The sequence below is a fragment of the Ureibacillus thermosphaericus genome, assembly GCF_002370195.2.
Lineage (GTDB): Bacteria > Bacillota > Bacilli > Bacillales_A > Planococcaceae > Ureibacillus > Ureibacillus thermosphaericus.
Window position 1 is genome coordinate 2,305,625 of the sequence record NZ_AP018335.1, and the last position, 21,143, is coordinate 2,326,767.

The window sequence follows — 21,143 nt, forward strand, 5'->3', positions numbered from 1 at the left end:
GTTCTTATTTTGCAAAATAGAAGTAAAGGAGAGTGAACAATGGAACTAAATTTACAAGGTAAAGTTGCCGTCGTCACAGGAGCAAGTAAAGGAATTGGTCTACATACTGCACTTCAATTAGTTAAAGAAGGAGCGAATGTTGCCATATGCGCTCGAAACAAATCGTCATTGGAAGAAGCAAAAACAGTGATAAAAAAGGAAACGGGAAAAGAAGTGCTTGCCATTGTTGCGGACGTTACAAAAGAAGAGGATTGTAAACGCTTAATTGAAGAAACTGTTAAGCAATTTGGCAAATTAAATATTTTGGTGAATAATGCTGGTACTTCTGCTGCCTATTCTTTTGAAGAAGTAGACACTGAACTTTGGGTTGCTGACTTAAATTTAAAATTGTTTGGTGCAATTCATTGTTCAAAATATGCACTTCCATATTTAAAGGAATATGGTGGCTCAATCGTAAACGTTACTGCGTCAATCGCTAAAACTCCAAGTGAAAATAGCCTTCCAACTACTGTTAGTCGTTCAGCAGGGTTTGCATTAACAAAAGCAATGAGTAAAGATTTAGGAAAATATAATATTCGAGTTAACACAGTATGTATCGGGCTTATTCGAAGTAGGCAAATTGAAGAAAAATGGAAAAGAGAAATGCCAAATTCTTCATGGGAGGAATATTCTAAAGAAATTGGAAAATCGATTCCTCTTGGTAGAATTGGCGAAACAGAAGAAGCAGCAAAAGTTATTACATTTCTTGTTTCTGATGCAGCTTCTTATGTAACGGGCACTTCCATAAATATTGACGGTGGTTCAGGAGGAACATTATAAACCTTGTTCTAGAGGTAATCACATCATTCATATGAATTAATTAGTAACTTATAGTAGAAAAGTGGGGAGAAATATGGGAATGTATGATGAACAATTATCTTATTTAGAAAAGCCAAAATTAGAAGAAATACCACCAGAATTACAAGAATATTTTGAAGAGAACATCAAAAAGCAAGAAGAAAAATTAGGAGTAGTAAACAACTTATTTAAAGTTTTGCCGTTAAATGCGATTCAATTTAAAGCTTTTTTAGATTTTAAATATTCGTTGTTTAATACGAAAAATACGTATTTAGATTTAATTGATAAAGAAATGATAGGTCTTGTTGTATCATCGGTGAACTGTTGTAACTATTGCTTGACAACTCATAGCGATACGTTACGAAGACTAACAAACGATCCAGTTTGGGTAGACACGTTAACGTATAATTACCGCAGTGCAAAATTAACAGAAAAACAAAGAGCATTATGTGACTACGCTTTCCGTGCAACGAAATATCCAGACGAAATCACAACAAAAGAAGTAGATTTGTTGAGAGAAGTTGGGTTTAACGACCATGAGATTTTAGAAGCAGCTTTTGTGGTAGGTTTCTTTAATTACACCAATCGTTGGGTAAGTACAATTGGTGCAATTCCAAATCCTAAACATAATCAAAACAATCGTTAATCATTCGTAAACCACGTTCAATCAAGAACGTGGTTTTTTGGCTCATCGAGCTCTATTAACAAGTTGTGATACTTTTATTGCTTTGTGGTTAACGAAATGAAACTTTCCTACTTCTTTAATCGTATGATTACTGTAGAAGTTAGTGTAAACTGTAAATGAAAGAGTAACATACATTGAAGAACGGAGGAAAGCCATGTCAGAAATGAAAAACCCTTTATTTGAAGATTTAGATGCAAAATTGAAACAAGAAAAACATGAAATTGTTGAAGCTCCTCCTCAGCTTGTAACAGAAGAAGAAAAGTCACAATTGCGTAAAAGACAGATTGAGTTAAAAAAAGATCCAGCCGTTCGTACTCTTGCTGAAAAAATAGACTGGAAAAATCAAATAGCGGTTTTAGAATTCGGGAAGGAAACCGCCAATGCCATTTCTAAGTTTTCCGATCGGATGCTTGCTTCCATCAAACAAAGTAAATTAGAAAAATCTAGTGAGCTCATCAATCATTTAAATAAAATCATGTCTCGTTTTGATCCGGAAGATTTCAAAGAAGAGAAGAAAGGTTTTCTATCTCGTCTGTTTGGAAAGGGAAAAGAGCAACTTCAAAAAATATTATCGAAATACGATACAATGAATAAAGAAATTGATGTCATTTATCAAGAAATTACGAAATACGAACAGGAAATGAAAAAAAATACGCTCGAACTTGAACAAATGTACGAACAAAACCTTGAATATTTTAAAAGTTTAAGCGAACATATCGCAGCGATCGAAGTAAAACTGGAAGATTTAAAACCGGAACTTTCTAAATTAGAAATGCGATCAAATGAAGGGGATCAAGAAGCAATTATGGAGCTCGAATCCTTACAGAGAGCTATCGAATTGTTAGAACAGCGGCGCTATGATTTAGAGATGGCACAACAAGTTTCTTTCCAAGCAGCACCGCAAATCCGTTTAATGCAACAAGGCAATAATCATTTGATTGCAAAAATTAATTCCGCATTTGTAACAACAATCCCAATTTTTAAACAAGGTTTAATCCATGCAGTAACCATTCAACGTCAAAAATTAGTTTCTGACTCTATGCAAGAGCTAGATAAACGTACAAATGAAATGTTGTTGAGAAATGCGGAAAACATTCGTCGTAACAGTGTGGAAATTGCTAGAACTGCAAGCCAACCAAGTATTAAAATTGAAACGATAGAAAATACATGGAAAACAATTTTGGCTGGAATTGAAGAAACGAAACAAATTCAAGCGGAAACAATTCAAAGCCGCGAAGAAGGTAGAAAACGAATTGAACAGCTTCAACTTGAATATGAAAAGTTAAAGAAGATGTAATGAAATAAAAAAACCGCACCTCTTTGCAAGCTTTATGCTGCTTTAATAGGGGTGCAGTCATTTATTAGGATTTAATATCCAAATCTTCTTTGTAGAGGGAAGCACCTTGGTTCAGGGCTACCACATTGCTGAGATGTTTGATAATATTCATTCACTTCTGAATACGTTCTTGGATAATAGTGTTGATGATGATAGATATGTCGATTTACTGTTGTTGTGTGCACTGGATGGAAATGAGGAACTATTGTATTAAATACATTCGTTTTCACAACTTCTTGAGTTGGTGAAACTTGAGCAGGTGCAATTTGTGTTGGCATTACATTTGGTGGACAACAAATAGGTTGCGGTCTCATATGATGATGTTGATGTCTTCTATTAAACATTTATTTTCACCTCCTTAATAGTTATTTATTCATCCATAACATATGGAAGATTTAAAAAATAAACTAGATTAATACCTATGATGAACAAATAAAATTTTGAAATAAAAAATTATATTTATTATTAGAGAGCTAGTTTGAAAGAGGTTTAAAATTTTCTTCTTTGCTAATTTTGATGGATAGAAGTTATTATTATGACATAGTGCAGCATACTTCAGCTATTTATGTTGATTGAATTAGAATTTCATTGTACAATCAAATCATAGTAATACAATAAGAAATATAAGGAAAAAGGGTTGATCCTCTATGTCCACCTTATTACCAAACACTATCCGTTATTTAAATGAAACGAATCGCCAAGTTCCGTTATACACAATGAATCCAATTGAAGAAAGATCTAGAAGGGAAAAATTTTTAAGAACAAAATGTACTGAGGGTTTAAGCAATGTAACGAAAAAAGATGTTTCAATTACGGTTAGAGATGGTCATTCAATCACGTTACGAATCTACACACCGAAAGGGAAAGGGCCATTTCCAATTATTGTTTACTATCATGGAGGAGGATGGGTGTTAAATAGCATTGAAACGTGCAATGAAACCTGTGAATTGTTAGCAGAAATAACGAAATCAATTGTGGTTTCAGTCAATTATCGTTTAGCTCCTGAATTTAAATTTCCAACGCCCGTTTTTGATGCTTATGATGCTTTTCTTTGGACAGTTGAAAATAAAAAATTTTTGAATGGAACCAATCAAATTTTAGTAGCAGGAGATAGTGCCGGAGGAAATTTAGCAACTGTCGTCACTTTATTAAACAGAGATTTACAAGGTTCTACAATTCATGCTCAAGTATTATTATATCCTGTAACAGATTTGACGTTCAGCACTGCATCCTATGAAGAATTTGCAGTTGGATATGGTCTTTTAAAAGAAGATATGGCGTGGTTTAAACAACATTATTTAAACAATGAAGATGAAACATATCACCAATATGTCTCTCCATTACTAGCTAAGGACTTGACGAACTTGCCCTCCGCTTTTATTATTGTTGCCGAAAATGATGTATTGAGAGATGAGGGGATTGCTTATGCAAAGAAATTGGAGGATTCAGGGGGAAAAGTCAAATTAAGAATTGCTCAGGGACTTGTGCATAGTTATTTCACAAAAAATGAATATTTCCAAAGTCAAATAAAGGAAACAATTAATGAAATTCAGCTCTTCATTTCATCACTTAGTTCACTAAATGAATAAACACTTCACGATGACTAACTGAATCAAGTTAGTCATTTTTTACTTTTTAAATTTATCAACTATACAGAAACGTTATTAATAAGCTATTCCCTCTAGATAACGAATTGTATTCGTATGATATTACATTTACTTCATTATTTTCCATCGCTATAATTTGTATGTAAGTTAATTCATATCATTGAAAGGTTGATTATCAATATGTTTGAAGAAAGAAAAGGCATGATTAGTGCCATGGCAGCGTATATCATTTGGGGATTCTTTCCTGTTTATTGGAAGTTATTAGAACACGTCAATAGCATTGAAATATTATTAAATCGTATTATTTGGTCGTTTATTTTTACAACTATTTTTATATTTATCATTGGTCAAAAAAGTAAACTTATTGAAGATTTAAAATGGTTATGGCAGGAAAAAAAGACATTTTTCTTACTTTTACTAGCATCCTTTGTCATTTCATGTAACTGGTTCCTATATATTTGGGCAGTAACAAATGAACATGTAGTCGAAACAAGCTTAGGATATTATATAAATCCATTAATCACCGTATTGTTTGGCCTATTCCTTTTTAAAGAGCAATTGTCTAAAGCTCAAATCGTAGCTGTTTTTATAGCATTTATCGGAGTGGCATTGATGACAATTCGTTACGGGAAAATCCCTTGGGTTGCATTGGGGCTTGCTTGTTCATTTGCCGTTTACGGTGCATTAAAGAAAAAAATTCAGCTCGATGCAACAAGGGGATTAGCAATTGAAACATTGTTTATTTTACCTTTCGCACTAGTTTATTACGGTTTTCTTATGTTTACTAACAATACGTCATTTTTGCAATTCGATTGGAAAACAGATGTTTTTCTTATGTTAGGGGGATTGGTAACTGCTTACCCATTGATTTTATTTGCTAAAGGGGCTCAAGCTTTACCACAATCTATATTAGGCTTCATCCAGTACTTTTCTCCAACTATTATTTTAATTTTGGGAACCGTTGTATATAAAGAACCCTTTACAAACATAGAGTTGATTTCTTTCGGTTTTATATGGCTAGCTATATTGCTCTTTAGTTTATCTACGGTTTTGGAAAATCGAAAAAAACGTAAGTTTGCGTAAAAGGAATTATTTAGTTTTTATCGAATTACCATAATGAAGCGTAGATTGGGAATATTTCGATTTTTTTGTTTTTTTAGCTATTTGGAGGGGATTGGTTCATGTTCATAAAAGTTGGGGATCGAGAATATCCTTTTCATCGCATTCGAATTGAACTGATTGAAACCGGCATTCAGGAACTATTTCGTTTGTTTGATAAAAAAACAATTCGTGAACTACTTCAACATAGACGATATGAACATTTAAAAGAAAAGGTTATCAAGGAATATACTGAACTTTTAGATGTTCCGGCTGGAATCGCTATTTATCAGATGAAAAAAAATCATGACCTCTTTTACAAAGAATTTTTAAATGAGCATTTTGCATATTTTTTGACCCAAGAGCCATAAGGATTTCAAAGACATAAAAAAGGACTTCACCCCTAAAATGTAGAATTTTTGAAGTGACGAAACAACAAAAAATTCAAAAGGAGGAAGTCACTTTGTATATTCTACAAGAAAGCCTATTTTCCTTTGAAGAACTGCAAAAATTAGAGTCAAAAGAGAAATTACCTATCTTTTTTAGCTCGCTTGATTTACGCCCTTATGCTAAACAGTTGAGAAGTTCTTCACCCCGAGGGGCTGACGGTCATTCCAGAGAAGGGATTCTAAGGGCTCTCATCGCTGCCCCACTCGAAGGCATCGACACCTTTACCGCCCTTCATCATCGATTGGATAAAGACCTTCGTTTCCGTTATCAATGCGGTTTATCGATTGATCGCCCCGCACCGTCTATCTCCACTCTCAGCCGGGTTTTTGCAGCACTTACCAAAAAAAAGCTGGCTGAAAAGATCTTCCTTGACTTGGTACAGTTAGCTCAGGAGGAAGGAATAATTGACGGCAGCCACCAGGCCATCGACAGTGCCGCCATTGATGCCTATGAAAAGAAACAGCCCAAAAAGCGTAGTGAACAAACGGGTAATGCCAATTGGGGCGCAAAATATGATTCCTTCGGCAATAAAATTACCTGGTTTGGCTATAAGATGCATCTTTCAGTCGATACCGCAAGCGAACTGCCAATGGCCATAAAAGTAACCCCTGCCCATGTGAACGATGGAGAAGTCGCACCAGAATTAATCGAGCAAGTGGCAGAGCGTACCAAATCCAAAATTGAATTTCTGATCATGGATGGCGGATATGACCAACTAAAAAACTATGAATCAGCCAAAAACATTGGAGCGCAAGCCATTATCCCGCTCAATTTGCGCAACGAAAAAGAGCCTCCTGAAGGGATTTCTTCCAATGGAACTCCGCGTTGTTCCATGGGTTATGAAATGACTTATTGGGGAGCTGATAAGGACCAGCTCAAGTTCAGATGTCCTCACGCAACCGGCAAAGTGGATTGCCCATTAGGAATGGCAGCCTGTTCATCTTCCAACTATGGAATGGTGGTAAAAGTCGACATCAAAAAGGATGTGCGCCGATATTCCAATCCGCACCGTGATACAAAACGTTGGAAAGAGCTTTACAACGAGAGGACAAGTGTAGAACGCTGTAATTCAAGAATGAAAAGCTACCTTACGTCGAACTCCCTACATGTATGGGGAATTGAGAAAGTAAAGAGCCATATTTACCTGAACGCTATTGTATTACTTGTTTCAGCGCTAGCGATGGCAAAGGAAAATAAAGGGAAGAAAGCCGCTTAAAAAAATTCAATGTGAAAAATTCTGCAGGTATGCCCAAAAACAGGATTATTGTAATATTTTGTAAAATAACATGCTGGTAGCTATTTGTCGAGTGCTTTATTTTTTATACTTTTATCCAAAAAATCTAATTTTGCAAAATGCTCAAATAAATATGGAGATTTAACTTATTGCCAATTTATTGTTAAAGGCAACGATTCTTTGCTAAGTAAAAAAGGTGTTTATTTAGTGATTAAGAACGATGAACTAGTTTTTGCAGGGATTTGTAACAATACATTTAAATTAAGATTTAATCAACATATTGGAAATATCTCTCCTAAGTCGTGCTTTCGAGATGGCACTGCAACTCATTGTCATATTAATGCCAATATTGCTGAACATATAAGAAAATCTACTATTTATTTTCAAATATGTCCGTTAACTGATTTAAAGGAAATGAAGCGATTGAAAAATTGGATCATCGATCGTTTTGAACCTCAATGGAACTTAAGATTTGGAAGCGATGTAAATTATTCTTATAATAATAAATCATTAGCATTGCATAAATATAGTTAGAATTTTCTGTTAATTATTTTTTGTGAATTTGTGCCAAAAAGACAAAACCTAAAGAAAGGTGGCACTGCCCATTTGGTAAATATATACAGTTAAACCAGAGCGACAACGACAAAAGGGAGATTATGGACTGGCTCGCCCATCAAATTTTCGCAACCAAACATAAGCTGGTTTCCACAGAGCTCTCTTTAACCAACGAGTAATTCGAAGTAGAGATTTCTTACTTTTCATCTCCAATTGAATGAGAACATGTAAGCAATACGTGATAAGGGCTAAGAAAATTTGATTTTGAATAGCTGTTTCACTCATTCCATAAAAGTGCTTAATTTCTACGTGTTGCTTGAGCCATTTGAAAAAGAGTTCAATAGCCCAGCGAGATCGGTAAATATCACTTATCTCTTCTGGTTTTAAATCAAATCGGTTGGTGATGAAACGAAGTAAGTTCCCTTTTGTGTCCATAACTTCTAGTAGACGAAAGACATTTTCAGTACGATTTTGTGTGGTACCAATGTAGACCATTTTATCGGATAGAACGTGACAATCATCAGGAAGTGAAAATGTATAGACTTCACGAATGACTGCGTTTTTCTTCAGTCTTGAAACGAAGAAATAGCCATCATCTGTCATCCGATCAAAACGTTCATAGTCCACATAACCGCGGTCAAACACATACATGGCTTCTTTATCATCCACTAGGACTTCGAGTTGATTTCGGTCATGTTCTTTTGCTGTCGTAATCACTGCTTTTTCAGGATAGACGGTGTCTTTATCCATGAAAACGAGCCGTAAGTGTAGCTTTACACCAGCTTTTGTTTTACGGAATTTTGCCCATTTATAATTGGTCAAATTCAACGGGAGTGTACTTGAATCAATGATTTTCAGTGGCATATTCTTTCCGGTTTTATAATGGTACCGTTGAATTTTCCAAACAAGATCCAAGAACAAATTTGCAAGAATTAGTGGGTTGATCTGATTGTTTTTTCGGGATAGCTGAGAGGCACTTATCGATTCAAATCCGAGTGCTTTTTGAAGATCTTCGTCTACAAGTGCATCACTCATTTCCTCTAAGCTCTTAAATTCGAGCAGCTGGGCTACCAATAAAAGTTTAATATAGGCTTCTGTTGTCAGCTTTTTTGTGTAATAGTCCTGTTTCAATTCTTTGACTTGTTCGCTAAGTTTTTGAATATTTATGGGTGAAACCCATTTACCAAATGATGAAATTAGTGTATTCTTGTCCATAACGTTTATCCTTTACGATTGGATTTGGACAGGAACCACCTGTACTTCCATTGTAAAGGATTTTTTTGTTTCGAAATCAATAAAAAATTGAACATTCTTAGTATTTTGAATCATCAGATTTAATTAGTGCAATGCTAGTGATAATAAATAAACAAAATTTTTTCAGCATATATTATTTATTAATAATCATTAACGATGCATCAACATCATGTATTATTATTTGTTAATAATTTTTCAATTTTTAAATTAGTACTTTTTAAGCAACATTTGATATGATAGAAACATCAATTGCTAAGGAGAGACAAAGATGGCAACAAATATTAATATATTATTTGCCTTTGGTGCAGGATTTTTAAGCTTCATATCTCCATGCACATTGCCGTTGTATCCCGCATTTTTATCGTACATAACAGGTATGAGTTATGATGAAATTAAAAATGATAAAGGCATGCTGCAAAAAAGAGCAATTCTTCATACGCTCTTTTTCTTACTAGGATTTTCAATTATTTTCGTCGTTCTAGGTTTTGGTGCAAGATTATTATCAATTGAAAACTTTTTTATTAATTATCAAGATTTAATACGCCAAATTGGTGCTATATTAATTGTTCTTTTCGGACTAATGATCGTTGGATGGCTAAATATCGACTTTTTAATGAAAGATCGAAAAATACAATTTAAAAATAGACCTTCAGGCTACTTAGGTTCATCATTGATTGGCCTTGCCTTTGCTGCGGGATGGACACCATGTACTGGACCGATTTTGGCAGCAATTTTTGCTCTTGCTATGACAAATCCAAATTCGGCAATGGGGTACATGATTGCTTATGTTTTAGGTTTTTCAATTCCGTTTTTTATTCTATCATTCTTCATTTCAAGAATTGGTTGGCTACGAAAATATAGCAATAAAATTGTAAAAATCGGTGGCTACGTAATGATCGCTGTTGGAATATTATTATTCTTCGATGGCATGAATATAATTATTAGAATTTTATCGCCTATATTTGACGGTTTCACTGGTTTCTAGAATGCTGATGAAATAAAGGAGATTTGTCAATGCCTTCTGTATTAATTGTGGATGACGCATTATTTATGAGAACAACAGTAAGAAAACTATTTGTTGAATGGGGTTTTGATGTAGTAGGAGAGGCCACTAACGGTGAAGAAGCCGTAAAACTATTTCACCTCCATCAACCGGACTTAGTGACAATGGATGTGACGATGCCCATCATGTCTGGTATTGAAGCATCTAGAGAAATTCTAAGTAACTTTCCAAACGCTAACATTATTATGGTTACCGCATTAGGACAACAACGCTTGATTGTTGAAGCCCTTGAAATAGGGGTAAAAGATTTTATTACCAAACCATTCGATGCAGCACAATTAAAAATGATTGTTAATAAAGTCTTAGATACATATGAATTATAATAATGTGGTATTATTATGAAGGTACTGCCTGAATGTTAACAGGCAGTTTTTTTAAGCAAATGTGTTGAAGTTGTAATTTCTTCGAGGAGGGATTATATGTTTGAAGCAATACCTTCTCGCTATATCATTATTGCGAGTACGTTAATGGCAATATTTATGGGTACTTTCATCATGATGATGAGATTGCGTTCGCAAAAGAAACCGGTTAATGCAAAAAAAATCCTTATACCGCCCATTGCTATGTCTACGGGTGCATTAATGTTTATATTCGAGGAGTTCCGTGTACCTCCTCTTCAAATATTGGAAGCTGTTATAGTAGGAATTATTTTTTCTATTGTTTTAATTACAACTTCCAAATTTGAAATTCGTAACAATGAAATTTATATGAAACGCTCCAAAGCATTTTTTATTATTTTGGTAAGCTTGTTATTGATACGAATTGCTGGAAAAATTGTATTAACCGATTCTTTTGATCCTGGAGAATTAGCGGGCATGTTTTGGATACTTGCCTTTGCCATGCTCTGGCCATGGCGCATTGCCATGTTCATTCAGTATAAGAAAATCGAAAAATCAAACTTAGTAAATTAAGTAATAGGAAAGGGACCCTTTAGAACGAGAAGGCTCGTTTCCGATCCTTAGAAAGCGTTTCGGAACGGAAATCAAATCGAGTAGGAGGGAGCGATTAACTCCCGTCCTCTCACACCACCGTACGTACGGTTCCTTATACGGCGGTTCAATTAAGATGATTGACGCAAGTCTTTATAACTTCCGTGAATAGCTGTTCTCTTTATGCCAGTGGTCACTCCACCCTCCAAGAGGTCTCCCACGGGATTCACCGCTTCCTTCCTCAAGTGAGGTACTACGTTTTCTGTGTTCATCATAACTCACTGAATGCCAAGGGCTATTCTCTCTTAATTGTTCGGTCCTTCTTAGTAGTTCTAAACCAACTAATACTATGACCTCTGCTGACTTCTGACGGTTCAGCTACTTATCACTAAGTAGGTTATGAAGCGTACTTCACATATCCGCCAGACCTCCCCGGGTAAGAATGTAATCTTTCCTTCCATCTATCTGCTTCATTTACTCTGTACCACCTTTGGCAGAAAGGACTTTGTTTTGTTTAGCAAACTCATCCAATGATACCTAGCCTTATATGAAGTTCGTGTTCCTCAGACCGGAAGTTTGCCGCTCGCTTCCTTCAGATTCCGCGTCACCACGGACACCCTTGCGTTAAGCTAACTGTTACTTCTGCCTTCACAGTTCGGGACTTACACCCTATAGATTACACCCATGCCAGGCGCACTAAAAACATCATTTTCTCTTTTGAGAAAATGATGTTTTTTAGTTTGGTTCCAGCTCATTTTTATACTTCATTATTTGTTCAAAGTTTATTGATGGTTTGTACTATAATAAGGGTATTAAATATCCATCATTTTTTGCTTTCCGCAAAATATTTTTCATAAGGCGTTACATCAATATTCATTTCAGCTAATTTTTTTCGCAAAAACTTGTGATCTCTTTTTGGAGTTGCAATAATATAGCCTCGAATAATTAATTCTTGCGTAATGGTTTTGGCATGCTCTTTTAATGCAAGTTCGCCAATTTTTCCAGCAATCGACTCCTTAGCTTGCTGTCTAAATAATTCGGGAACTGGACTAACAAGTTCATTTAACAATTGCTTTGATTCGTCATTCCATAAATGCAGAGTCTTCTTGATATAGTAATCTTGCCAATCTAAATCTGATTTTCCATCCTTTTTTGGCAAAGATTTTAAAAACTTTCGGAACATAAAAAACCCGCCAATGGCCATTAATACAACCATTACAAAACTCCAAAAAACGAGAAACCACATTAACCAACCTTCCAATTTGTTCACCTCTTTTTCCTCTCTAAAACATTATAACAAGGTAAAAAATTTTTTCATTAAGGTTGTCTCTATTTTTTTATGAATTCGATATATGGATAAGTGAAAGGGGGGATAAGTAATGGCAAACTTAACGTTTGAAAATGCAACATTAAAAATCGTTTATGAGACGGGGATTGATGAATATGGTGATGTTGTCTACTCTTCTAGATCTTACAAAAATGTGCGCTCGAATGTAACAGCAGAACAATTAGCAGCTGTTGTACAAGCATTCATTCAACTATCCAATTATCCAGTCGTTCATGCAACTTTGTCTACAACAGAAAAAATCGATTTATAATGAAGGAGGTAACATGTCATGACATCAGTGCTTGAAATGAAATTTGAGGCAGCTAATGGAAAGATTTTAACCCTCTCATTGAACGACCCAAAACCAAATTTAACTTCAACAGATGTATCCAATGCTATGCAAATGATAATTAATCAAGATGTTTTTCATTTGGATGGAGCACCACTTGCGGGCGTTAAACAAGCACGGCTGATTGATAAAACGATTACAGATATTCTTTAATTTTCATGAAAATCGGCAAAGTCCTTACTGGATTTTGTCGATTTTTCTAATCAATATATTAAAAAAGGGGATTATATAGATGGAACAATGGATCACATTAATTCAAGAACTTGGTTTTCCTATTATCATTTCTTTTTATTTGTTACATCGAATCGAAGCTAAGCTTGAAGCCATTTATTCTGTTCTCGTATCATTGAAAAACATCAATGGGGAAAAAGTATTTGAACGATAGAAAGTGAAAAATATTTCACAAATTTGTTAAAAACCTTTCAAGCGGAAAAGCTTTTACTATTATACTACTTTCCTATATGATAAACATAGTATTCCAAGGGAGTTGAGGCTTTATGAAGATTATAAAAAAAAGGAATTTTATTATTATTTCTATCATGTTGATTGTTAGTATAGTGTTAAGTGCTTGTAGCAATTATAATTTTAAACCGACAATCGAGTACCAAATTGAAGATTTTAAGATGATTGACCATCGAGGAGAAACAGTTACATTAGACAGCTTAAAGGGACAACCTTGGATTGCTATGTTTATTTTTACAAATTGTAACACGATTTGTCAGCCAATGACGTTAAATATGTCAATCGTACAAGAAAAATTAAAAGAAAAAGGATTAGAGGACTATAAAATCGTTGGGTTTTCAGTAGACCCAGCAAGAGACACTCCTGAAGTGCTTTCGAAGTATTTAAAATTCTTTACTGTACCCGATGAATCAAAATGGCATTTACTAACTGGTTATGATCAAAAATTCATCGAGCAATTTGCATTAAAATCGTTTAAAACTCTAGTAAAAATGCCTGAAGACGGCGATCAAGTAATCCATGGTTCCTCATTTTATTTGGTTGATGAAAATGGTGTAGCTGTAAAATTATATTCAGGTTATTCAGAAGAGGAAAATTCCGGTCAAGCTGTCCCATATGATGAAATAGCAATCGACATGGAGACACTAATTAACAACATGAAAAAGAAGTAATTAAAATTAACCATTAAAAACTCTTGAAAAATTATCTTACGCACAAAACAGATAAAGAAAACCGAACTATTCCGCATCATTTTTTCAAGAATTGAATAGTTCGGTTTTTTGTTGAGCAAAAATTTATTGTTCTTCTCTTAATTGATTAAATACTTGTTTTAAATCTGCAATAATATCTTCTGCATTTTCTAAACCTACGGAAAAACGTAGCAAACAATCATCAACTCCTCGAGCAACACGCTCTTCATAAGGAATGTCAGCATGTGTTTGGGTAGCAGGGTAAGTAATAAAGCTTTCTGGACCGCCTAAACTCTCAGCAAAAGTAATCAGCTTCATTTTTTTTAAAAAAGGATTCACTAAATCCGATTTTTGTAATTTAAATGAAAGCATTCCGCCTTTACCTGTATATAACACATCCGTTACTAAAGGTTCTTCTTTCAAAAATTTAACGACTCTTTTTGCGTTTTCATCATGTTGTTTCATTCGTAGATGTAGTGTTTTTAATCCACGTATTACTAACCAACTATCAAAAGGAGAAAGTACAAGACCCATACTATTTTGATTATATGCTAATTTTTCGCTTAACTCTTTTCCTTTTGAAACAACAAGACCAGCTAATGTATCATTATGTCCAGCAATATATTTTGTACCACTATGCATTACTATATCGGCACCATGTTCTATAGGGCGTTGAAAATAAGGCGAGTAGAACGTATTATCAACAATAAACATTAAATTATGTTTTTTACAAATTTGATTGAAGTAATCTAAATCAAATTCAATCATTAGTGGATTTGTAGGAGTTTCAAGGAAAATGGCTTTTGTTTTTTCATTAATCAACTCTTCTACTTGTTCCGCATTAGAAAAATAAACAGGTCGAATATTATACAACTCGTTATATGATTTCAATAAACGATAAGTGCCTCCATACACATCTTCCGGCAAAATAATTTCATCACCAGGTTTAAATATTGAAAGAATTAATTGGATAGCGGCCATTCCGGAACTACAGGCAAATCCTGCATCTCCACCTTCCAATTCTGTTATTCCATTTTCTAAAATTTCCCGAGTTGGATTTTTTGTGCGAATATAATCATAACCTGTTGATTCTCCAATCCCGGTGTGTTTGTATGCTGTAGATAGATAGATTGGGGGATTTACAGCTCCAGTTCTAGGGTCACTTTGATTTCCTAATTGAACTAATTTTGTTTCGATTGAATTTTTCGTCATGTCTGTCACTCTTTCCTTGAAAATACTAAATAATTTTAGTTATCTAACAATTTAACATGGTCTAAATTTAAAAACAATAGTTTCAGAAATTAACATGATTTTTCTTAGTTATTTAATAGAATTAATTAAATATTTATAAATTTGTTTTCTAACTTTCATCAAACTTTAATGGTTTTTTAAAATTAATTTTTATTATATTTTTAGGATATAATCATTATTTAGGGGAGAAAAAACAACATTATGATTTAGGGGGAAATTATGTCGAAAAAGAAGAAAAAGAAAAGAACATTAATAAGCCCCGGAATGAAGCTATTCCTCATTATATTACTCATTCCTGCATCTATAATCATATATTCCATTGCATATTTAGCTTGGGAAGATTTAAAATCACTATCTTTATTTAATTCTAATGAAACAACTGAAATTGAAAAAATACAAGAGGACTTTGATTTAAAAATTCCAGCAGAATATATACCAATTTATATGAAAGCCGGTGAACAATATAATGTTCCTTGGACATTACTTGCTGCACATCATCGAGTTGAAACGAGATTTTCAACAATGAACACATTAATTTCACCCGTAGGAGCAGAAGGCCATATGCAATTTATGCCATGTACATTTGTAGGATGGAGTCATCCAACTTGTGATGGACTTGGGAAGGGAAATATTCCGGAATCAGAAAAAACCGATCCGAAAGTCATAGAAAAATATGGCGGCTATGGAGTTGATGCAAACGGGGATGGGGTGGCAGATCCATTTGATATTGAAGATGCAATATTTAGTGCTGCCAATTTTTTATCTCAAGCCGGGGTAAGGGAAGGGAAAATGGAAAAAGCGATTTATCATTATAACCATAGCAATAATTATGTGAAGAAAATTTTATATTATTATGAGCAATATGAGCGTGTTAGTCCTCTTTTAGAAAAAGAAGTGATAACAGCCACAAATAGTAATTCAAGCTAAAAAAGTGGTCCATAGTAAAATGATCATCCCTGTATTGGATGATCATTTTACAAGTGAATCAGTATTTTAATCCGTCGCTTTTCTAAACCCTTTCATGATTAGACTTACAATAAATACCAATACAACGGATCCAATCAAAGCTGGAAATACATAAAAGTTTGAAACTTCCCAGCCCCAGTTTCCTAAAAATGCACTACCGATCCATGATCCAACAATGCCGGCTACAATATTTCCGATAATACCACCAGGGATATCTTTGCCGACAATAACCCCAGCCAGCCATCCAATTACTCCACCAATAACTAAATACCAAATAAAATTCATGAATAATTCCACTCCTTTTATGATGCATCTTCATTATGTTAGTGTGCTCAAATGCTTTTGAGATATGCAAACAAACTAGTCTAAATGAAATAACGAAAAAATATTTTTTGAATATTTTGCAAAATGATGAAAAATGTCATATAATGTTCACAAAGAAGACAAAACTAACGGGGGATGGGGTGGATCTATATGAATATGACAAGAAATTTAGATCGACAGGGGATTATATTTGCTATCATTCACACAATCGTATTTTTCAATTTAGCAATCGATTTTGCGATTGTTCCAATAGGTTAATAGAAAAGGGAGGAGTCTGAAAAGTCTTTTGAGGCACTTCCCCTTCGTCTGGTGCTAACGCTTTCATGATGAGGGATAGTTGGATGTGACGACCACAGGAGCAAAAACATTAAAATATTGATTTTGATTATTTGAACCTGACCAATAAGTTAACTTATTGGTCGGGTCTTTTTGGTGCGCCCGGCATGTACATGAACTATAGGGTGTAAGTCCCGAACCCCGAAGACAGAAGTAGAGGTTAGCCAAGAGCAAGGGTGTCCGTGGTGACGCGGAATCTGAAGGAAGCTGGAGGCAAAACACCGGTCCGAGGAACACGAACCTCATATAAGGCTAGGTATGATTGAGTGAGTTTGCCAAACAAAACAAAGCTCTTTCTGTCGAAGGTCATATCGAGTAAATGAGGCGGATAGATGGTGTGAAAGTGCATGTACTTACCCGGGGAGGTCTGGCGGATAGGTGAAGTACGCTTCATAACCTACTTAGTGATAAGTAGCTGAACCGTCAGAAGTCAGCAGAGGTCATAGTATTAGTTGGTCTAGAACAACTAAGAAGGACCGAACAATTAAGAGAGAATAGCCCTTGGCATTCAGTGAGTCATGATGAACACAGAAAACGTAGTACCTCACTTGAGGAAGGAAGCGGTGAATCCCGTGGGGGACCTCTTGGAGGGTGGAGTGACCACTGGCATAAAGAGAACAGCTATTCACGGAAGGAGAATAACGATGCTTTTGAATCAAATCCTGTCACGGGAGAACATGCTTCAAGCATTAAAACGTGTAGAACAGAATAAAGGAAGCCATGGAGTAGATATGATGCCTGTACAAAACTTACGACAGCACATAGTCGAAAACTGGCTATCTATTAAGAAGGCAATTCTCAAGGGAACTTATGAACCAATGCCAGTCCGCAGAGTCGAAATCCCGAAACCTGACGGCGGTGTTCGTTTACTAGGAATCCCTACCGTAACAGACCGTTTGATTCAACAAGCAATCGCCCAAGTACTTTCAAAAGTGTATGACCCTACATTCTCTGAAAACAGCTACGGATTTCGACCAAACCGAAGTGCTCATGATGCGGTGAGGAAAGCGAAAGAATATATAAGAGATGGACATCGATGGGTCGTAGATATGGACTTGGAGAAATTCTTTGATAAGGTCAACCATGACAGATTAATGGGTACACTCGCGAAGAGAATCCAAGATAAACCATTACTGAAATTGATTCGTAAGTATTTACAATCGGGAGTCATGATTAATGGTGTGGTGTCAAACACATTTGAGGGAACTCCACAAGGAGGACCATTAAGTCCGCTACTATCTAACATTGTACTAGATGAACTAGATAAAGAATTGGAAAGAAGAGGACACAAATTCGTTCGATATGCGGATGACTGTAACATTTACGTGAAAAGTAAACGAGCAGGACTTCGCACAATGGCAAGTATCTAGCGATTTATTGAAGGAAAACTACGACTGAAAGTAAATGAAAAGAAATCAGCGGTCGACCGTCCATGGAAACGTAAGTTTCTAGGATTTAGCTTTACCTATCATAAAGAGCCAAAGGTTCGTATCGCAAAAGAAAGCCTTAAACGAGTGAAGAATAAAGTTCGTGAAATCACATCACGCAAGATGCCCTACCCGATGGAATACCGCATTCAGAAACTGAATCAATATCTAATGGGATGGTGTGGATATTTTGCGTTAGCAGACACCAAATCTATATTCCTTGGATTAGATAAATGGATTCGTAGAAGACTTCGAATGTGTCTATGGAAGAACTGGAAGAAACCGAAAACAAAGATACGCAACCTTATTCAACTTGGCGTACCACAAGGGCAAGCGTATGAATGGGGAAATACTCGGAAGAGTTATTGGCGTATTTCAAATAGTCCAATATTACACAGAACCCTTGGTAACTCCTATTGGAGAAACCAAGGGCTGAAAAGTCTTGAAGCTCGTTATGAAAACTTGCGTCAATGATCTTAATTGAACCGCCGTATACGGAACCGTACGTACGGTGGTGTGAGAGGACGGGAGTTAATCGCTCCCTCCTACTCGATTTTTCATTGAGAAAGTTCTATTTACAACGCTTTTTCACGAATTTCTCAAAATGAAATCGTTTATTATTCCAATAATAATAGTTGAATCTGAAAAAAATTTATTTTTATTAAATTCAGAAAAAAATTGAAAGTATAAGAATAATTCCAACAAAACGTAGAAAGAAAACGTTTGCAATAAAATTGAATTTTTGAAATTTTATAAAAAATTTAAAAAATATGGTTGACGAAAGGGTCATTTATGTACTATTATGACAACAATTTCACCGACACTTTTTCCAAAGAACTTTAAGAAATTATTATAACCATCAGTCGGAGAAATGATTATTACCCGTTATCGCTACATTGGAAATATTAGTATTTGTGAGGGGCGTTTGAGAGTATGAGAAGTGATATGATTAAAGTAGGAGTTGATCGTGCTCCTCACCGTAGCTTGCTATATGCTACGGGGAAAGTAAAACCTAAAGACTTAGGTAAACCATTTATCGGTGTTTGTAACTCTTACATCGATATTATTCCTGGTCACGTACACTTACGTGAATTTGCTGAAGAAGTTAAAGAGGCAATCATTGAAGCAGGAGGAATTCCATTTGAATTCAATACAATTGGTGTTGATGATGGAATTGCGATGGGTCATATCGGAATGCGCTACTCTTTACCTAGCCGTGAACTCATTGCTGATTCTGCTGAAACAGTGATTAATGCTCACTGGTTTGATGGCGTCTTTTTCATTCCAAACTGTGACAAAATCACGCCTGGAATGTTAATGGCTGCAGTTCGCACAAACGTTCCTTCAATATTTGTTTCCGGTGGACCAATGGAAGCGGGAAGAAGTTCTACAGGAAAACAACTTTCATTATCTTCAGTATTTGAAGGAGTAGGTGCGTATAAGTCAGGTCAAATGACTGAAGAAGAATTTAAAGATATTGAAATGAATGCTTGCCCAACTTGCGGATCTTGTTCAGGAATGTTTACGGCAAATTCTATGAACTGTTTAATGGAAATGCTCGGAGTTACTCTTCCCGGCAACGGTACAATCGTTGCTACGAGTGAACAAAGAAAAGAACTTATTCGTGAAGCAGCAAGACATTTAATTCGCATGATTGAAGAAGATATTCGTCCTCGCGACATCATTACAAAAGAAGCAATTGACGATGCTTTTGCTTTAGACATGGCTATGGGCGGTTCTACAAATACGGTATTACATACGTTAGCCATCGCTAATGAAGCGGGAATTGATTATAACTTAGAAGACATTAATAAAATTGCTGAACGTGTTCCATATATTGCAAAAATCATGCCAGCATCTGATATTTCGATGGATGACATTAATAAGGCTGGTGGAGTAAGTGCCATCATAAACGAATTAACAAAAATCCCTGGCTGCATTCATCCAGATCGTCCTACAGTTGCAGGTAAAACAATAGGTGAACTTGTTCAAGACTATGAAATTACAAATACCGATGTAATTCGAACGAAAGATAACCCATATAGTCCAGTTGGCGGTTTATCAATTCTTTATGGAAACCTTGCACCTGAAGGTTCTGTCATTAAAGTAGGTGCTGTTGATCCATCTATAAAAGTGTTTACTGGCGAAGCGATTGTTTTCGATTCTCAAGAAGAAGCTTTAGCTGCAATTGATGAAGGAAAGGTAAGGGAAGGACACGTAGTAGTGATTCGCTATGAAGGACCGAAAGGTGGTCCTGGTATGCCTGAGATGCTTGCTCCAACTTCTGCTATAGTCGGTAGAGGTCTTGGAACGAAGGTTGCTCTCATTACAGATGGACGATTTAGTGGTGCATCACGTGGCATCTCCATTGGGCATATTTCACCTGAAGCAGCTGAAGATGGCCCTATTGCTTTAGTTAAAAATGGTGATATAATCGAAATCGATTTACCAAACCGCACAATCAACTTAAAAGTTTCAGATGAAGAATTAGAAAATCGTCGCAATAAACTAAAACCATTCGAACCAAAAATCAAAACCGGATGGTTAGCAAGATATTCAAAACTTGTGACAAACGCTTCTAAAGGCGGCATTATGAAAATATAATTTTCTTAAAATTAAGATGAATAGGAACATTAAAAATATGCAAATAACTGTTTAACTCAATGATGAGGTTAAAGGATATAGAGCATTGTATCTACCAGAGAGTCGGTGTTGGTGGAAGCCGATGATACAACTATATCCGACATCCCCTCGGAGTGAGCTATTAAACGCGTAATGCAATTAGATAGCTCCGGGCACTATTTCGTGCACCGTTACCAATGAATAGCTTTCCCATCTAAGTTGCAGTTGAAGATTTATTTCTTCAATGAGATGGGATGTTACAGCTATTCGCAGAGGTAGCGATTTCGCTACGAAAAAGGGTGGTACCATGAAAAGTCTTTTTCATCCCTTCGCAAAAGGTCT

Annotated in this window: 23 protein-coding genes and 1 pseudogene; 18 read left to right on the forward strand and 6 right to left on the reverse strand. The window is 35.4% G+C overall.

The window, feature by feature from the left end:
* The first annotated feature begins 39 nt into the window (after positions 1-39).
* From UtA1_RS11090 to UtA1_RS11100, 3 genes are all read left to right on the forward strand, one after another.
* Complete coding sequence (locus UtA1_RS11090) at positions 40-819, forward strand: SDR family NAD(P)-dependent oxidoreductase (protein ID WP_096551063.1); 780 nt, start codon at positions 40-42, stop codon at positions 817-819.
* Between the two features lie 79 nt (positions 820-898).
* Positions 899-1,483, forward strand: a complete 585-nt coding sequence (locus UtA1_RS11095; RefSeq protein WP_232019831.1) for a peroxidase-related enzyme — start codon at positions 899-901, stop codon at positions 1,481-1,483.
* Positions 1,484-1,676: 193 nt separating this feature from the next.
* Positions 1,677-2,819: a toxic anion resistance protein gene (locus UtA1_RS11100; protein WP_096551065.1), complete on the forward strand. Its 1,143-nt coding sequence runs from the start codon at positions 1,677-1,679 to the stop codon at positions 2,817-2,819.
* 71 nt (positions 2,820-2,890) lie between these two features.
* Here UtA1_RS11100 and UtA1_RS11105 read toward each other — a convergent pair whose 3' ends face one another.
* Positions 2,891-3,202 (reverse strand): CotD family spore coat protein, encoded by a 312-nt coding sequence (locus tag UtA1_RS11105; RefSeq protein WP_096551067.1) that lies wholly within the window; start codon positions 3,200-3,202, stop codon positions 2,891-2,893.
* Between the two features lie 303 nt (positions 3,203-3,505).
* On the opposite strand from UtA1_RS11105, the gene UtA1_RS11110 reads away from it, so the two are divergent.
* The 5 genes from UtA1_RS11110 to UtA1_RS11130 all read left to right on the forward strand — a co-directional run bounded on the left by UtA1_RS11110 (position 3,506) and on the right by UtA1_RS11130 (position 7,781).
* The gene (locus tag UtA1_RS11110) at positions 3,506-4,447 is read left to right on the forward strand and encodes an alpha/beta hydrolase (RefSeq protein WP_016838048.1); all 942 of its coding nucleotides are present in this window, start codon (positions 3,506-3,508) and stop codon (positions 4,445-4,447) included.
* Between the two features lie 198 nt (positions 4,448-4,645).
* Positions 4,646-5,548, forward strand: a complete 903-nt coding sequence (gene rarD / locus UtA1_RS11115; RefSeq protein ID WP_096551069.1) for an EamA family transporter RarD — start codon at positions 4,646-4,648, stop codon at positions 5,546-5,548.
* Positions 5,549-5,646: 98 nt separating this feature from the next.
* Positions 5,647-5,934: a hypothetical protein gene (locus tag UtA1_RS11120; protein WP_096551071.1), complete on the forward strand. Its 288-nt coding sequence runs from the start codon at positions 5,647-5,649 to the stop codon at positions 5,932-5,934.
* Between the two features lie 92 nt (positions 5,935-6,026).
* Positions 6,027-7,229 (forward strand): transposase, encoded by a 1,203-nt coding sequence (locus UtA1_RS11125; protein WP_096550268.1) that lies wholly within the window; start codon positions 6,027-6,029, stop codon positions 7,227-7,229.
* Positions 7,230-7,313: 84 nt separating this feature from the next.
* Entirely contained in the window at positions 7,314-7,781 is a 468-nt protein-coding gene (locus UtA1_RS11130; RefSeq protein WP_096551073.1) for a GIY-YIG nuclease family protein, read from the forward strand.
* A gap of 120 nt (positions 7,782-7,901) precedes the next feature.
* On the opposite strand, the gene UtA1_RS11135 is transcribed toward UtA1_RS11130, so the two are convergent.
* Complete coding sequence (locus tag UtA1_RS11135; protein WP_096549683.1) at positions 7,902-9,017, reverse strand: IS4 family transposase; 1,116 nt, start codon at positions 9,015-9,017, stop codon at positions 7,902-7,904.
* A 307-nt stretch (positions 9,018-9,324) separates the two neighbouring features.
* Between UtA1_RS11135 and UtA1_RS11140 the strand changes: the two genes are divergently transcribed.
* From UtA1_RS11140 to UtA1_RS11150, 3 genes are all read left to right on the forward strand, one after another.
* Positions 9,325-10,041, forward strand: a complete 717-nt coding sequence (locus tag UtA1_RS11140; RefSeq protein WP_016838051.1) for a cytochrome c biogenesis CcdA family protein — start codon at positions 9,325-9,327, stop codon at positions 10,039-10,041.
* A 29-nt stretch (positions 10,042-10,070) separates the two neighbouring features.
* A complete protein-coding gene (locus tag UtA1_RS11145) occupies positions 10,071-10,442 on the forward strand; it encodes a response regulator (protein WP_016838052.1) in 372 nt (123 codons plus the stop codon).
* 96 nt (positions 10,443-10,538) lie between these two features.
* Positions 10,539-11,030, forward strand: coding sequence for a CcdC family protein (locus UtA1_RS11150; protein ID WP_016838053.1), 492 nt, complete (start codon positions 10,539-10,541; stop codon positions 11,028-11,030).
* 149 nt (positions 11,031-11,179) lie between these two features.
* Here the strand turns inward: UtA1_RS11150 and UtA1_RS17215 are convergent, their stop codons facing one another.
* Together UtA1_RS17215 and UtA1_RS11160 are read right to left on the reverse strand one after the other, a co-directional pair.
* Complete coding sequence (locus UtA1_RS17215; protein WP_172597779.1) at positions 11,180-11,323, reverse strand: hypothetical protein; 144 nt, start codon at positions 11,321-11,323, stop codon at positions 11,180-11,182.
* A gap of 548 nt (positions 11,324-11,871) precedes the next feature.
* Positions 11,872-12,294: a DUF2621 domain-containing protein gene (locus tag UtA1_RS11160; protein WP_040764545.1), complete on the reverse strand. Its 423-nt coding sequence runs from the start codon at positions 12,292-12,294 to the stop codon at positions 11,872-11,874.
* 133 nt (positions 12,295-12,427) lie between these two features.
* Between UtA1_RS11160 and UtA1_RS11165 the strand changes: the two genes are divergently transcribed.
* From UtA1_RS11165 to UtA1_RS11180, 4 genes are all read left to right on the forward strand, one after another.
* Entirely contained in the window at positions 12,428-12,646 is a 219-nt protein-coding gene (locus UtA1_RS11165; RefSeq protein WP_016838055.1) for a DUF1659 domain-containing protein, read from the forward strand.
* 18 nt (positions 12,647-12,664) lie between these two features.
* Positions 12,665-12,877, forward strand: coding sequence for a DUF2922 domain-containing protein (locus UtA1_RS11170; protein ID WP_016838056.1), 213 nt, complete (start codon positions 12,665-12,667; stop codon positions 12,875-12,877).
* Between the two features lie 79 nt (positions 12,878-12,956).
* On the forward strand, positions 12,957-13,109 hold the full coding sequence (locus tag UtA1_RS11175; protein WP_016838057.1) for a YvrJ family protein: 153 nt from the start codon (positions 12,957-12,959) through the stop codon (positions 13,107-13,109).
* A gap of 112 nt (positions 13,110-13,221) precedes the next feature.
* Positions 13,222-13,857: an SCO family protein gene (locus tag UtA1_RS11180; protein WP_096551075.1), complete on the forward strand. Its 636-nt coding sequence runs from the start codon at positions 13,222-13,224 to the stop codon at positions 13,855-13,857.
* Positions 13,858-13,980: 123 nt separating this feature from the next.
* Here UtA1_RS11180 and UtA1_RS11185 read toward each other — a convergent pair whose 3' ends face one another.
* Positions 13,981-15,087 (reverse strand): methionine biosynthesis PLP-dependent protein, encoded by a 1,107-nt coding sequence (locus UtA1_RS11185; RefSeq protein WP_096551077.1) that lies wholly within the window; start codon positions 15,085-15,087, stop codon positions 13,981-13,983.
* Between the two features lie 258 nt (positions 15,088-15,345).
* Between UtA1_RS11185 and UtA1_RS11190 the strand changes: the two genes are divergently transcribed.
* On the forward strand, positions 15,346-16,053 hold the full coding sequence (locus UtA1_RS11190) for a lytic transglycosylase domain-containing protein (protein WP_096551079.1): 708 nt from the start codon (positions 15,346-15,348) through the stop codon (positions 16,051-16,053).
* A 66-nt stretch (positions 16,054-16,119) separates the two neighbouring features.
* Here UtA1_RS11190 and UtA1_RS11195 read toward each other — a convergent pair whose 3' ends face one another.
* Positions 16,120-16,377, reverse strand: a complete 258-nt coding sequence (locus UtA1_RS11195) for a GlsB/YeaQ/YmgE family stress response membrane protein (RefSeq protein ID WP_016838061.1) — start codon at positions 16,375-16,377, stop codon at positions 16,120-16,122.
* A 1,019-nt stretch (positions 16,378-17,396) separates the two neighbouring features.
* Here UtA1_RS11195 and ltrA point away from each other — a divergent pair.
* Together ltrA and ilvD are read left to right on the forward strand one after the other, a co-directional pair.
* Positions 17,397-18,653: pseudogene (gene ltrA, locus UtA1_RS11200) on the forward strand (group II intron reverse transcriptase/maturase).
* A gap of 459 nt (positions 18,654-19,112) precedes the next feature.
* Entirely contained in the window at positions 19,113-20,783 is a 1,671-nt protein-coding gene (gene ilvD, locus UtA1_RS11205; RefSeq protein ID WP_096551081.1) for a dihydroxy-acid dehydratase, read from the forward strand.
* Positions 20,784-21,143: the final 360 nt, after the last annotated feature.

Coding starts and splice junctions, on each gene's coding strand:
- UtA1_RS11090 (WP_096551063.1), top strand. CDS start 40: ATGGAACTAAATTTACAAGGTAAAGTTGCCGTCGTCACAGGAGCAAGT.
- UtA1_RS11095 (WP_232019831.1), top strand. CDS start 899: ATGTATGATGAACAATTATCTTATTTAGAAAAGCCAAAATTAGAAGAA.
- UtA1_RS11100 (WP_096551065.1), top strand. CDS start 1,677: ATGTCAGAAATGAAAAACCCTTTATTTGAAGATTTAGATGCAAAATTG.
- UtA1_RS11105 (WP_096551067.1), bottom strand. CDS start 3,202: ATGTTTAATAGAAGACATCAACATCATCATATGAGACCGCAACCTATT.
- UtA1_RS11110 (WP_016838048.1), top strand. CDS start 3,506: ATGTCCACCTTATTACCAAACACTATCCGTTATTTAAATGAAACGAAT.
- rarD (WP_096551069.1), top strand. CDS start 4,646: ATGTTTGAAGAAAGAAAAGGCATGATTAGTGCCATGGCAGCGTATATC.
- UtA1_RS11120 (WP_096551071.1), top strand. CDS start 5,647: ATGTTCATAAAAGTTGGGGATCGAGAATATCCTTTTCATCGCATTCGA.
- UtA1_RS11135 (WP_096549683.1), bottom strand. CDS start 9,017: ATGGACAAGAATACACTAATTTCATCATTTGGTAAATGGGTTTCACCC.
- UtA1_RS11140 (WP_016838051.1), top strand. CDS start 9,325: ATGGCAACAAATATTAATATATTATTTGCCTTTGGTGCAGGATTTTTA.
- UtA1_RS11145 (WP_016838052.1), top strand. CDS start 10,071: ATGCCTTCTGTATTAATTGTGGATGACGCATTATTTATGAGAACAACA.
- UtA1_RS11150 (WP_016838053.1), top strand. CDS start 10,539: ATGTTTGAAGCAATACCTTCTCGCTATATCATTATTGCGAGTACGTTA.
- UtA1_RS17215 (WP_172597779.1), bottom strand. CDS start 11,323: ATGATGAACACAGAAAACGTAGTACCTCACTTGAGGAAGGAAGCGGTG.
- UtA1_RS11160 (WP_040764545.1), bottom strand. CDS start 12,294: ATGTGGTTTCTCGTTTTTTGGAGTTTTGTAATGGTTGTATTAATGGCC.
- UtA1_RS11165 (WP_016838055.1), top strand. CDS start 12,428: ATGGCAAACTTAACGTTTGAAAATGCAACATTAAAAATCGTTTATGAG.
- UtA1_RS11170 (WP_016838056.1), top strand. CDS start 12,665: ATGACATCAGTGCTTGAAATGAAATTTGAGGCAGCTAATGGAAAGATT.
- UtA1_RS11175 (WP_016838057.1), top strand. CDS start 12,957: ATGGAACAATGGATCACATTAATTCAAGAACTTGGTTTTCCTATTATC.
- UtA1_RS11180 (WP_096551075.1), top strand. CDS start 13,222: ATGAAGATTATAAAAAAAAGGAATTTTATTATTATTTCTATCATGTTG.
- UtA1_RS11185 (WP_096551077.1), bottom strand. CDS start 15,087: ATGACGAAAAATTCAATCGAAACAAAATTAGTTCAATTAGGAAATCAA.
- UtA1_RS11190 (WP_096551079.1), top strand. CDS start 15,346: ATGTCGAAAAAGAAGAAAAAGAAAAGAACATTAATAAGCCCCGGAATG.
- UtA1_RS11195 (WP_016838061.1), bottom strand. CDS start 16,377: ATGAATTTTATTTGGTATTTAGTTATTGGTGGAGTAATTGGATGGCTG.
- ilvD (WP_096551081.1), top strand. CDS start 19,113: ATGAGAAGTGATATGATTAAAGTAGGAGTTGATCGTGCTCCTCACCGT.